Here is a 12,653-nt window from a genome sequence, read left to right on the forward strand (position 1 = left end):
GGCATTCGATGACTGAGCAGGCGACGTCAGCCCTGCTGATCGACGGACAGGAACCCGCCGAGGTGCGGCTGCATCATGTGTGGAACGAGTGCGTCGGTGCTGGCCGCGCGAATGAGGCGTTGCGGGCGGACTGGCAGGCGCACTTCCGCGAGGCCGTCCAGGTGCTGGGCGCCCGGCACGTGCGCTTCCACGGCCTGTTCCACGACGACATGTTCGTCTACCGGACGGACAACGGCGGCGGCTTCGGCCCGAACCAGCCGCTGCCCGAGCCGGTCTACACGTTCGCATATGTCGACAAGGTGTTCGACGCAATCCTCGACGCGGGCGCCCGCCCGTTCGTGGAGCTCGGGTTCATGCCGCGCGAGCTCGCCACCCAGACCGAGACGCTGTTCTGGTGGAAGGCGCACTGCAGCCCGCCCAAGGAGATGGGCCAATGGGTCGCGCTGGTCGACGCCACCGTGCGGCACTGGATCGAGCGGTACGGCATCGACGAGGTGCGGCGGTGGCCGTTCGAGGTGTGGAACGAGCCGAACCTCGTGCCCAACTTCTGGACCGGGACGCGCACCGAGTACTTCGAGCTATACGAGGCCACGGCGCGCGCGATCAAGGCCATCGACCCCCGGCTGCGGGTCGGCGGCCCGTCGACGAGCGTGTTCGTCCCCGACGCCCGTTACTCCGGAGAGACCCACGACCCGTCGCTCGAGGTCGAGACCGCGGTGGCCACCGACCCCGACGAGCTCGACTGGCAGCCGGTGTGGATCCACGAGCTGATCGAGTACTGCGCGCAGCGCGGGCTGCCGATCGACTTCCTCTCCACCCACCTGTATCCGACCGACTACGCGGCGGACTCCCTGGGCAACCTCAAAGCGATCACGCGCCAGAAGGACGCCACGTACGTCGACCTGCAGGTCCTGCGCACGATCATCGAGAACAGCCCGTACCCGGATGCCGAGCTGCACATCACCGAGTGGTCGACCTCGCCGTCGAGCCGCGACGCGATCCACGACACGCTCTTCGCCGCCGCGTACATCGTCCGGGCGTTCCTCAAGGGCGCGCCGCTGGCCGACTCGATCTCCTACTGGACCTTCACCGACGTGTTCGAGGAGGGCGGCGGCGGCATCGGCCCCTTCCACGGAGGCTTCGGGTTCGTTAACGAGAACGGCCTGCACAAGCCGACGTTCCACGCGATGGCCATGCTCCACCGCCTCGGTGACCGCCTCCTGGCCGAGCTGCCCGACGGCGCCATCACCCGCTCGTCCGCGACGGGTGACGTGTCGGCCATCTTCTACAACTACCCCGCCGATATGGGCACGACGGGGCTCGCGTCCCGCAACGGCTACGCCGAGACGCGAGCCCTCGCCGAGATGGGCCCCGAGCGCCGCGTCCGGCACCGGGTCGAGGGACTGCGCCCGGGCACCGAGCTCACCGTGGAGATCCTCGACTGGGAGCACGGGAACGTCGCCGAGGCCTGGTACCAGATGGGCGCCCCGCTCAACATCACGCGGGAACAGACCGCCGAGCTGCGCCACGTCGCCGACGGCCTCCACCGCAGCACGCTGACCGTCGGCGACGACGGCGTTCTCGACATCGACCTCACGCTGCCCGCCTGGGCGGTCGCCTCGGTCGCGCCGACGCTTGCCCGCGCCGCTGCTTGCCGCATTCCAGGAGCTCTTCGACCACGAGGAGGGTCTATTCGGCACTGAGGACGCGTACATGTGCAAGTACACCGACGACGGTGCCTACTGGTGCGGATTGGACATGCCGCACGTCACCACAGGGTTGGCAACGTCGCCAACTAGAGGGCGCGCGGAATCATATGTTGTCCATTTTGGCATGATGCGATCCGCTACGCTGAATGCGGTATGTGCCGTGAACTGGGTGAACGTGGTGCCGGAATGGTGCAATCACAGACCCCTTGACCGGGCAAGACAGCGTTCATCAGCGGATCGACCCAGGGAATCGGTTACGCGACCGCGAAGGCCCTGGCCACCGAAGGCGCCGACATCATCCTCAACGGCCGTGATCCGCAGAGGCTGACCGAGGCCGTCGACAGGCCGCGCCGCGAGGTGCCTGGTGCGTCGGTCAGCGGTCAGACTTCGCGGTCACCGAAGACGTCGATCGGCTGTGCGACCGGGTCCCGAGCGTGGACATCCTGGTCAACAACGTCGGGTCGTTCGAGTTCAAGCCGGTCGAGAAGATGAAGTACCGGCAGGTCATCGAGACGTTGCCGGTGACTTCTTCGACATGGCGGATGATCGCCAGCCGGCGTTTGCCGTCGCGGTCGAGCGGGGGGACGTCCATACAGTCTCCAACTTCGATGGAGCCCTGTAGGTGTCAACCGACTTCGTCAGTTTTATATAGACCACTGATTGTCATGCGGTACCCGTGGGCATGCGGGATGTGTCTAGTCTGCGGCAAGCGTAGGTCCTGGCAGCATTCGTGTATCCGGATGGGACGGTGTGAAACTTGACTACCTATGGAGATGATGAGCCGGTCATCGGCCGGGCGCGGCCGCCCGCGCCGCCGGCGACCGGCCGGGCCGAGGCCCCCCGAGCCGGTGCCCCGGCCCCGGTCGCGGGCCGGGAGCAGGCGTCCCGAGCCGGCGTCCCGTCCCTGGCGGGCCGGGCTGGCGGGGCGGCGCAGCCCGTGGCCGAGAAGAAGCGCAGCCCGCGGCGTCGGCGGGCGCTGATCGCGGGCATGATCGGCGTCGCCGTCGTGCTGTCCGGCGTCGGGCTGATCGCGGGCACCTGGTTCTACAGCAGCGTGCCCCGCCCGGAGCAGCTGCCGCTGAAGGAGAACACCGAGGTGCTGTCCGTCGACGGCAAGGCGATCGCCAAGCTGGGCGCGGAGAACCGGACCCTGATCCAGATCGGCACGCTGCCGGAGCCGGTGCGCAACGCGCTGATCGCGGGCGAGGACAAGAACTTCTACAGCCACGACGGCATCGACCTGGCGGGCATCGCCCGCGCCGCCTGGAACAACCTGACCGGCGGCGAGACCCAGGGCGCGTCGACCATCACCCAGCAGTACGCCCGCGCCGCCGCCGACGACCTGGAGATCACGTACGCGCGCAAGATGCGCGAGGCGGTGATGGCCCGCAAGCTGGAGGACGAGTACGACAAGCTGGAGATCGCCGGGTTCTACCTGAACACCGTCTACTTCGGCCGCGGCTCCTACGGCGTCGGCGCGGCCGCGCAGGCGTTCTTCGGCAAGGAGGCGGCGAAGCTGACCGTGGCCGAGGCGGCGGTGCTGGGCGCGGTCCTGCGCCAGCCCGAGCCCAGCGACAACCACGGCGGCTACGACCCGCAGAACAGTCCCGAGGCGGCCAAGGCCCGCTGGGGGTACGTGCTGGACAACATGGTCGAGATGGGCTGGCTGAGCGCCACCGACCGGGCCGCCGCGGCCTATCCCGACCAGACGCTGAAGGCGTACAAGGCGGGCCAGAACGCGGGGGAGTGGGGCTACCAGGACCGCGGCACCGGTAACGTGATCAACTACGTGGGCGCGGAGATGCGCGCCTGGAACGTGCCGGACTGGCGCAGCGGCGGCTACCGCATCACCACCTCGATCGACAGCCGCGCGCAGAAGGCGCTGGAGAGCCAGGTCTACCGCGCGCACCAGTTCGAACGCACCTGCCAGACCAAGGAAGGCAAGGAGACCTGCACCGAGACCCTGAAAGCTGCTGTCGACGGCAAGGGCACCCTGCTGGAGGGCCAGCCGAAGAATCTGATGGCCGCGGCGGTCGCGATCGACCCGAACAGCGGCCGGGTGATCGCGTACTACGGCGGCAACAGCGGCACCGGCGTCGACTACGCGGGGCGCAACGCCATCGGCACCGAGAAGGAGTACGGCGGCCACCCGCCCGCGTCCTCGTTCAAGATCTACACCTTGGCGGCGGCGCTGGAGGACGGCTACTCCATCAAGAGCCACTTCGACCCGACGCCGCTGTCCAAAGCGAACGGCGACCCGGACAACGTGCAGAACGCGGGCCGGGACAACGACGCCAGCTGCGGCAAGTTCTGCACGCTGGAGCAGATGACGGTGAAGTCGTACAACGTGCCGTTCTACAAGATCACGCGGGACATCGGTCAGGACAAGGTCGTCGACATGGCCCGCCGCGCCGGAGTCACCACCGTCTGGGGCACCGACGGCAAGCCGATGCGCCTGGCCGGGGCCGAAGCCGGCCGCATCAAGAGCACGTTCGGCTACCAGGTCGGCTTCGGGCAGTACCCGATCACCGTGCTCGATCACGCCTCCGGCGCGGCCACCTTCGCCGCGCACGGCGTCTGGCGCAAGCCGCACTTCGTCGTGAAGGTCGAGAAGAAGGACAAGGACACCGGCGAATGGAAGCCGGTCGATGGTCTCGGCGAGAAGGTCGAGTCCCGGCAGGCGATGCGCGCCGAGATCGCCGACGAGGTCACCTCGGTGCTCCGGCAGATCCCCGGCGCGCACGCGCTGTCCGGCCGCCAGTCCGCCGCCAAGACCGGCACCTGGGAGAACGGCCGCCTCAAACCCAACGGCCAGAAGATGTTCCCCGGAGAGAACGCGCACGCGTGGTTCATCGGATACACCCCCCAGATCGCCACCGCGGTCTGGGTCGGCAACGTCCGCGAGGAGCTGCCGCTGCGCGACCGCGACAAAGACAAGATCGGCGGATCGGCGCTACCTGGGCAGATCTGGGAGCAGTTCATGAACGACGCGCACCAGGCGATGAACCTCAAGGCCCAGCCGCTCGCCGACGGCAGCGACGGCAACCTCGGCGACCCCGACCGCGGCGACGGCGCGTCCCCCGCCCCGTCGGCAGCCCCCTCCAGCGCTGCCCCCGAGCCCTCAACCTCCTGCGGCCCGGACCAGCCCTGCGGCGGCGACCCGTCCCCCGAGCCCAGCCCCGAGCCCAGCCCGAAACCCAGCCCGTCGACCAGCCCCAAACCATCCCCGTCCCCCCGGCGCCCGTGACCGTCCAGCGGCCTCGCGACGCTTGAGGCGATCGGTGTCCGTGGCCGGAACGTCGTATCACACCACGTGTTCCGGCCACGGACGCCGATCCTCGTCAGAAGAAGCGGAGGTAGAGCGTCGGGTCCTCGGGGCGGGACGGGTCTGGGCGGTCTAGCCGGTGACGGTCCTCGGCGGGATTGCTGCGTCGTACTGGAGGTTGCTGGCAGCCTCGCCCTGGCCTGTCTGCGCACGACGGCTGGTCCAGCCGAAGACGCCACCACCGTGCCAGCGGGTCAGCACCGGTGTCCTGGTGACGTGCACACCGGCTCGGGAGATCTCCTCGTCCCGGAACATGACCGGGCCGTCCGTGCGTTCCAGGATCCGCCCCGCTGGCAGCACCGGTTCCAGGCGCACACCGTGCTCGTCGAAGCGCGGGATCCGGCCGCGCCGGAACTTCACCGCATCCGACCCGGGCCGCAACGGCACAGCCACGAGCGGGATCCAGTGCTCGGGCACGGGTGTCTCCAGCCGGTAGGTGAGCGCGTCGGCCGACAGCTGCACAGCCTCCGGCTCGGGCGTTTCGGTGTGCCGAGGCCGGGGCCGCCCGGTGGCGCCCTGCACGACCCGCTCGATCGCCCACCCGAGGTTTGCCATTTCGTCCCGTACGAACATGACCTCCTCTACCGGGGGGCCTTCCACGAGGTGGCCCGCGGTGGGTGGCAGTGGCAGCCAGGCCGGCCCCGGCCGCCCCGTCACGGCGTCGGTGAGGCGGAACACCGACCAGCCGTCCTCGTGAACGAGGTCGGTGGGTTCGATGTCGACCTCGTCGCCGAACGTGTCGGTGACGGTCAGCGACTTGATCCGGTGCAGCAGGCCGACCTTCAGATCGACCGGGATGATCCACCAGTCGTTGCCATACACGTTGGCGAACGAGACGAGCAGCAGCCGGGCGAGATCGACCGGTCCGGCATTGATCGCCGGCAGGTTGACCGTGTCGTCCTCGAACTCCCACCACCGCTCGGCCGGCATCCCCGGATACCCGGCGCGTGTGGCCAGCGTCCGCGTCTCCGGCGACTCGACCAGCTTCGGCGCCGCGCCGAGCCCGCGCCCGGGCCGCAGGTCGATGTCGAAGTGGTACCCCTCGACCCGGCCGCCGCTGAACTCCGGCACGGTCAGCCCCACCTCCTGGCCGGGGAACGAGGCGCCCAGGCTGAACCGGTGCTCCAGCCGCTCCGACACCCAGCACGCCTTACCCGCACCGGGATGCTCGGCGGCGAACCACGCCAGCCACCGCTTTGCGGTGTCCCGGAAGCGGCCGACCTGGTCACCGGCCAGCCCGGACGGCTGCCAGCCCTCACGGAGCCTGCGGGCGAGCGCGACCGCATCCGGTGCCCGCGCCGCCAGTACCCGGTGCAGTGACTGCCCGGCCGTGTCGCGGGCATGGATCCCAGCGTCCGGCAGGGGACACGATGCGAGCACGTCGTCGACGGCCTGGTCGGGGACGGGGCCGAGCATGGTGAGGAACCGCAGCCCGCAACGGGCTGTCTCGCGTACGGTCAGGCCGAGGTCGGTGCCGTGCTCGACCAGGTGCTCCAGCGGCCGGTCGGTGGGCAGGTCCACTAGGTCACCGGTCTCGCCGGGACGGAACCGGCTGATCGGCGTCGCCTCCGTCGTCAGGCGCGACGCGATGGGCGAACCGCCGTCCTCACCCTGGAACTCGGCCAGCTGCCACTGCCTGGCCAGCAGGAACAGGGGGTCGGCCACGGTCGCGGCGAGCGCGTCCTCCAGCGACCCGCCGTGCCGGTCGGGGCGGGTGCGCGGCTCCAGCCGCTGGTACTGCGCGAATCTGGTGTCGTCGGCCACCGCTATGACTCCGCTCTCCGGAATTCCGTGAAGCCGGGCTTGGCGGCCGTCTTCAGGACCAGGTCCTTGAACTTGATGCCCGGCGTGGTGCCGATGGCGCCGTCGGGTAGGTACGCGGCGGGCAGGTAACGGCCGAGCCAGGTCAGCGTCTCCAGGTCGACCAGGCGCAGCTGTGCGAGGTCGAGCGTCTCGCGCAGTAGCGCGGCCAGGCTGTCCGTGGTCCACGCCGCTCCGGGCACCGCGGGCATGGCCAGCAGCATCGTGTTGGGCGGCCGCGCGCCGGGCGCGTCGAAGTGGAACGACACGCCGGCGGACTGGACCTCGTCGGGGATCTGCTCGGCCCACGTGTCGATGACGAGCGCCGCGGTCGGCTTGGACAGGTCGGCGTCGTCCGGTCCGTGGATCACCAGCCCGGTCGCGGGCACCACGGGCGCCGGACTGCCGTCGTCGAGGCGGTCGGCGCCGATCCACCGGTCTCCGGCGGCGAACGGGGTCTGCCCGGCGCGTAGGGCCAGCGCCCGGCCGGTGCCCGCCGCGTCGGCGTACAGGAGGAGGTCGCTGAGCGCGGCGACCGCGGGCCGCACCGTGCCGGCCCGGTCGAGCCAGGTCCGGACCGGGTCCCGGGCCGGATCGCCGCGCCGCAGGTCCGGGCCGAGGGAGCTGTTGAGCACGGCCCCGTTCGGTGGGATGAACAGGTCCGCGGCGCGGAATCCCGGGCCGAACAATGCGGCCAGCGCCTCCCCGAGGGCATACGTGTCGGCGTCCGATGCGGACCCCCCGTTCAGCGCTGTGCGGGCCGCGTCTAGGCGTGTCTTGGCGACCTTCGCGGCCGACGCCTTCGCGGCGCGTAGTTCCGCGCTGTTGCCGGTCAGGGCGGTGACCGGGTCGGTGACGCCGTACGCGGCGAGCTGCTGCAGCCATTCTCGTCGCTGCTCATCGGTGCCGGTCCCGTCCGGTGGGGCGGTGAGCAGCAGCCGATCCAGGTCATCCAGCGCGCGGGTGACCCGGTTGCGCAGGTCGGCGGGAGGTTCGGCCTGCGGCGGGTGGGCCGCGGGGGCGAGGTCCGCGGCCGTGGCGGCCCGGCCGGCGGCGAGCGCCGCCGCGACGGCACGGGCCAGCGCGATCAGCTCACCGGCCCCGACGGCGGTCCGCAGCCACGCCGTGTCCCGGTCGTGGGCCAGCTGCGGCACGGCCTGGGGCGGGGCGCCGGATGGGCGTTGCGCACCCGACCGGGCGAGCAGCAGCGCTTCGAGGGTGTCGTCGGCCGCGAGCGCGACCACGTCCAGCGCGCATTCGTCGGCCAGGGGCCACGCGTGCTCGGTGATCACGGGCGGGGCGGTCACGTTCGGGACGTGCCAGGCGATGCGGAGCCGGAGCCGTTCGGTCGGGCCGAACAGGTGACCGGCCCAGGCGTCCAGGCGCGGCTCGGCCAGCGCCCGCGGCCGCTGCCGCCGCTGCCCGTCCCATCCGGCGGCCGGGGCGAGGCTGCCGGGCACGGCGACGAGGACCCGGTGCGTCACCGGGGTAGCGGAGCGGACCAGGTCAAGCACCTGGGGCCGGGGTGGGGGCTGCCCGCCGGCCGCCAGCGAGTCGAGGGTCGCCCCGGCCCGTTCCGGGTTGCCGTGGGCGAGCTGATGCACGCTGTCGGCCAGCAGGAGGTCCGCGACGGCGTCGACGTCGTCCTGCAGGGTGTCGAGCGCAGCCCGCAAGGCCTGCTCCTCGGCCGCCGACCATGCCGGGCGGTCGCCCTGCAGCCTGCCACGGAGCAGGCCGAGCGCCGCGTCGGTGCCCAGCTCGGCCAGCCGAGCGCCGTCGACGACGTCGTGCGCGGCGATGAACTCCTGCGCCTGCGCCAGAGGGTCCGCCGGGTGGTGGAGCCGGGGCAGGGGCGCGATCTCCCGCAGCGGGTGGATGAACCGGTCGAGTTCGAGCCGGTCGGCCGGTTCGGCCGCCTCCCGGGCGTCGTGCAGGCGGCGCTCCAGCCGGTAGCCGAACAGCGCCCCGATGTGCTGGCCGCGGCGTACGCCGTCGAGGATCGCCATCGCGACCCGCATCCGCCGCGACGACAGGTCGACGGCGAACGCTCCCGGATCGCTCGGGTGCGCGAGGGCGCCGCTGCGCAGGATCGCCGCGGTCGTCGCCTGCCGCAGCGACGGGGCGAGGATCGAGCCGTCGCTGCGCTGTGCCTCCGGGCGCGGGTGCAGGTCGGTGACCCAGCCGTAGGAGCCCAGCTGGATGCCGTGCGGCCGGCGCGACGCGTCGCGCATGGCGGCGAGCCGGGTGGTGGCCAGCGATGTGATCCAGGCGTCGAGCCGGTGCGACACCAGGTCCAGGCACTCTCCGAGCAGCCGTTCGACCGCCGGGAACGGGTCCTCGCCCCGGGCGTGCCAGTCCCGGACCCGGCGGGCCAGGTACTGCAGGGCGGCGTCGGCCTCGACAAGCCGGGCGCTCCACGGGCGCTTCGGCAGCTTCGCGGCGATGCTCACGTCGGCGTCCAGCCGCCCGTTGCCGAGCCGGGCCTTGCCGACTTCGGTGGCCAGGACAGCCCGGTCGGCCTGCAGCAGCTGCACGATCGGGGTGTCGGCCTCGGCGGGCAGCTTGGCGTCGAGCAGCGCGCCGGCGTGGAACACCTTCGCGAGCAGGCCCGTCTTCACCTGGAGCGCCGCCCGGTCGGCCGGGCTGGTGCGGCTGAACACCACTTCCTCGGTGCGCACCTTCGCGTCGGTGACCACCTGGCCCCAGCGGGCGGTGTGCGCGGCGGCCATGGCGTACTCCCGGTTCGCCGCGTGGCGCAGCAGGGCCTCCAGCAGGGTGGCGGCCTGCTCCGGACCGGTGGCCAGCAGCAGCGGCTCGACCTGGCTGACCACGTCCTCCAGGAAGCCGGCCAGCACCTCCACCGGGTCGCCGCCGTCCGACGGGAGGCGGCGCACCCAGGGCAGCCACAGCCGCGGTGGATCGTCGCCGCCGTCGTTCTGGTGCAGATTGACAACTGGCTGCTGGTAGCCCAGCCACTCGTCCAGGCCGAGCGCACGCGTCAGCGCCTCGGCGAACCGCCGCTCAGGCGTGTCGTCGCCGCACTGAATCTCGATGTCGCCGAGCACGTTGCGGTAGCAGGCGTTCAGTGCGCCGCGCACGCCGCGCACCCGGACCGTGCGCGACACCGGCGACAGGCCGAGGGCGCGCAGCACGTCTCGGGCCGCTTTCGGCACCTCCAGGTGCTCACCCGGCTGATCGGGGCCGCCGACCCGCGGCAGGGTCGGCACCCCGTCCGCCCACAGCGGGCGCAGCGTCTCCAGCAACAGGTGCATCCGGGCCAGCGCGGGCGGTTCCCCCGCACCGGCCTGCCAGCCACGGAAGGAGGTGACGGGGAGCAGCCCGTACGGCTGCGCGCCCAGCCGCAGCACCGGCAGCGGCCCGCGAGCGCGTACGTTGTCCACGAAGTGGCCGCGCAGCCAGTCGCGGTTCGCGGCGCTGACCGCCTCCCGGTCGCGGCTGGCGCTCTCCATCAGATCGTCGAGGAAGTGCTCGCCGGTCGCCGTCCACAGCGCCAGTTGCAGGGCGCGCGCGTCGGCCTGCTCGGTGTCGTCGGTGCCCGGGATCCGGGCGAGGCTCTGCGCGGTGACGCCCAGCGCCCGTGCGACGATGTTGCCGTTGGCGAGCGGGTCGCTCGGCGGGATCTCGTCTCCGGCCAGCAGCAGATCGTCCACGTCGAGCGGTGCTGTCCGCTGCCTGGTGGCGGTGACGGTGTTGTTGGTCGGCGAGCCCTGCGCCACGAACTCGGCGGTTCCCGTCTCGCGGTGGCCGCGCAGCATCTCCTCCAGCCGGGCAGCGGACGCGTCGGGGTCCAGCGAGGCCGACACTCCGAGCACCAGCACGTGCGAGAGCAGCGGCACCCGGGCCGGGTCGTGGCCCTGCAGCGGCACGGTGACGGCCAGCCCGATCTCCTCCGCCGCGCTGTACTCGATCATCCAGCGCAGCGCCAGGTCGGCGACGCCCGCGGCCGACCCGGCGTGCAGGTCGGGGCCGATCGGCACCACGTCGGGTACGGTCCGCCCGGCCTTGGCGGCCACCAGGCGGTCACCCTGGTAGGCGAGCACCACGAATCGGTCCGGCAGTGTCGACGCGTGTGCTGCCCTGCCCCACGCCCGGCCACGCCGCACCAGGTCCGAGGGGAACTGCGGCGAGGGTTCTGCCGCGTCGTCGGGCAGCGGCTGTTCGGGCCGGTCGTCGTGTACGGGGGTGAGCCGGCGCGCCACCCAGGCGGCCCTGGCCGCACCGAGCGCACCGGCCAGCTGGTCCCACGCCGCGAGCTGGATCCGGCCGCGCTCGGCGCCGGTGCGCCCGGCCCGCCAGACCGTCCGCCAGTACCGCTCGCCGAGCTGGACCTCGCCGTCGGTCAGCGCCGGCTCGTGCTCCTCGATGTGGACGGCGTCGGGGAAGATGCGCACCTGCATCGTCGTGGGCGGACCACTGGCCGGCCGCAGCCGCGTCTCGATCCGCACAGGCGTGAGCAGCAGCGGCACCGCGGGATCCAGCGCGGCGGCCAGCTCGTCGAAGCCGACCGGCTCGTCCAGCTCGGCCCGCAGCAGGCCGTCCAGCGCGCCGCGCCGCGTGGCCACCTCGTCGACGAGCGCGGCCCGGCCGTGGTCGCGGTCGGTCTCGGCGGCTGTGCTGGGCCGCGTGCCGGCCGCGGCCTGCTCACCGGCCGTGGCGGCGGTGGCCAGGTCGAAGTCGAGCAGCGCCGACTCCGCAACCGCGACGGCGTGACGCAGGGAGGCGGCCTCGGTGCGAAGCCGCTGGATGTCAACCATGTACGCCTTCCGTTACAGGACCACGGGCGGGCACCTCGGCCGCGCCGGGGGACGGGGAGAGCAGCCGGGCGGCCGGGAGCACCAACCGCACCGGCTGCTGGAAGTAGAAGCCCGCCGCGGCGGCGGAGTTGCCCACCGGCGGCGCCGCGAAGGCCGGGGTGTCGTCGGCCGGGGGCAGGCTGTCGATGCCGAACCGGGGCTCGCATGGCTGCTCGGCTATGACGAAGCACCACGGCGAGTCGAGCAGCACCTGCTCGGGCAGGTCGAAGCCGATGAACGTGGTCTCCGCGTCGAGAGCGCCCCGGAACATCGGATAGCAGGCCCGACCGTCGTCGGGCTGCCGGTCGGCTCCGGTCCCGGTGACCGGCGCGGCGTAGATGACCGCACCCGGGTAGCGGCGCAGCAGTGCGCTGCGCAGCAGCAGCACGATCCGGTCGGCGTCCGCGTCGCTGTCGTCGAGCAGGGTGTCCGCGGGCCAGGTGTGCAGCGGAGCGACGTCCGGCCCCGACCCCCAGAACACCGCGAAGTAGGTGCCGCGCTGGTCGGTGGGGTACTCGCGCCAGCGCAGCTCGCGGGCGAACTCGTGATTGGCGCCCACCAGGTACGACCGGACGAACGCAGCGTTGGTCAGGGCGACGCAGGCCGTGTCGGGCGGCAGATTGTCCAGCCCGGCCAGCAGCCAGTCGTTGGACAGCGAGCGCCACATCGGCTCTGGGAACGACGGAGCCCACTGCACCGGGTCCGTGTCGTCGGCCGCCTCCGCGCCCGGCGGCCGCTTGATGCGCGCGCCGAACACCGCCCGCAGCGACCGCACCGGATCGGTCAGCTCGACCACCGAGCGCCGGACGTCGTCCAGCGGCAGCGTCGCCCGCGGATCGAGCGCGGGCAGGTCCGACGCGTGCAGCAGCCGCTCGTGCGCGTCGACGACCATGGCGATCACGTCGGCCCGGGTGGTGCCGAGCACCGCCCGCAGCGGCAGCCGGCCGGCCACCAGCACACGCGCCGCCGACGAGACGATCTTGCTCAGGGGTGTTTCGGGCACGG

At 72.2% G+C, this 12,653-nt stretch carries 6 protein-coding genes; 2 read left to right on the plus strand and 4 right to left on the minus strand.

The window, feature by feature from the left end:
* Positions 1–8: 8 nt before the first annotated feature.
* Positions 9–1,703, plus strand: a complete 1,695-nt coding sequence (locus tag FLL47_RS35340) for a GH39 family glycosyl hydrolase (protein WP_144127013.1) — start codon at positions 9–11, stop codon at positions 1,701–1,703.
* 379 nt (positions 1,704–2,082) lie between these two features.
* Here the strand turns inward: FLL47_RS35340 and FLL47_RS44435 are convergent, their stop codons facing one another.
* The gene (locus FLL47_RS44435) at positions 2,083–2,301 is read right to left on the minus strand and encodes a hypothetical protein (RefSeq protein ID WP_246159080.1); all 219 of its coding nucleotides are present in this window, start codon (positions 2,299–2,301) and stop codon (positions 2,083–2,085) included.
* A gap of 165 nt (positions 2,302–2,466) precedes the next feature.
* On the opposite strand from FLL47_RS44435, the gene FLL47_RS35350 reads away from it, so the two are divergent.
* Entirely contained in the window at positions 2,467–4,956 is a 2,490-nt protein-coding gene (locus FLL47_RS35350) for a transglycosylase domain-containing protein (protein WP_281286767.1), read from the plus strand.
* Between the two features lie 150 nt (positions 4,957–5,106).
* On the opposite strand, the gene FLL47_RS35355 is transcribed toward FLL47_RS35350, so the two are convergent.
* Genes FLL47_RS35355 through FLL47_RS35365 form a run of 3 tightly spaced genes read right to left on the minus strand, consistent with a single transcriptional unit; the run spans position 5,107 to position 12,651 of the window.
* Positions 5,107–6,798, minus strand: a complete 1,692-nt coding sequence (locus FLL47_RS35355) for a hypothetical protein (protein ID WP_144127014.1) — start codon at positions 6,796–6,798, stop codon at positions 5,107–5,109.
* A 2-nt stretch (positions 6,799–6,800) separates the two neighbouring features.
* Positions 6,801–11,609 (minus strand): hypothetical protein, encoded by a 4,809-nt coding sequence (locus FLL47_RS35360; RefSeq protein WP_144127015.1) that lies wholly within the window; start codon positions 11,607–11,609, stop codon positions 6,801–6,803.
* Positions 11,602–12,651 (minus strand): hypothetical protein, encoded by a 1,050-nt coding sequence (locus tag FLL47_RS35365; RefSeq protein WP_144127016.1) that lies wholly within the window; start codon positions 12,649–12,651, stop codon positions 11,602–11,604. The genes FLL47_RS35360 and FLL47_RS35365 overlap by 8 nt, the downstream gene beginning before the upstream one ends.
* Between the last annotated feature and the right edge of the window lie 2 nt (positions 12,652–12,653).

The sequence above is a fragment of the Catellatospora sichuanensis genome (assembly GCF_007483665.1).
Classification (GTDB): Bacteria; Actinomycetota; Actinomycetes; order Mycobacteriales; family Micromonosporaceae; genus Catellatospora; species Catellatospora sichuanensis.

What these genes read in the sequence shown, in the direction of transcription:
- FLL47_RS35340 (WP_144127013.1), top strand. Translation starts at nt 9, where the DNA reads ATGACTGAGCAGGCGACGTCAGCCCTGCTGATCGACGGACAGGAACCC.
- FLL47_RS44435 (WP_246159080.1), bottom strand. Translation starts at nt 2,301, where the DNA reads ATGGACGTCCCCCCGCTCGACCGCGACGGCAAACGCCGGCTGGCGATC.
- FLL47_RS35360 (WP_144127015.1), bottom strand. Translation starts at nt 11,609, where the DNA reads ATGGTTGACATCCAGCGGCTTCGCACCGAGGCCGCCTCCCTGCGTCAC.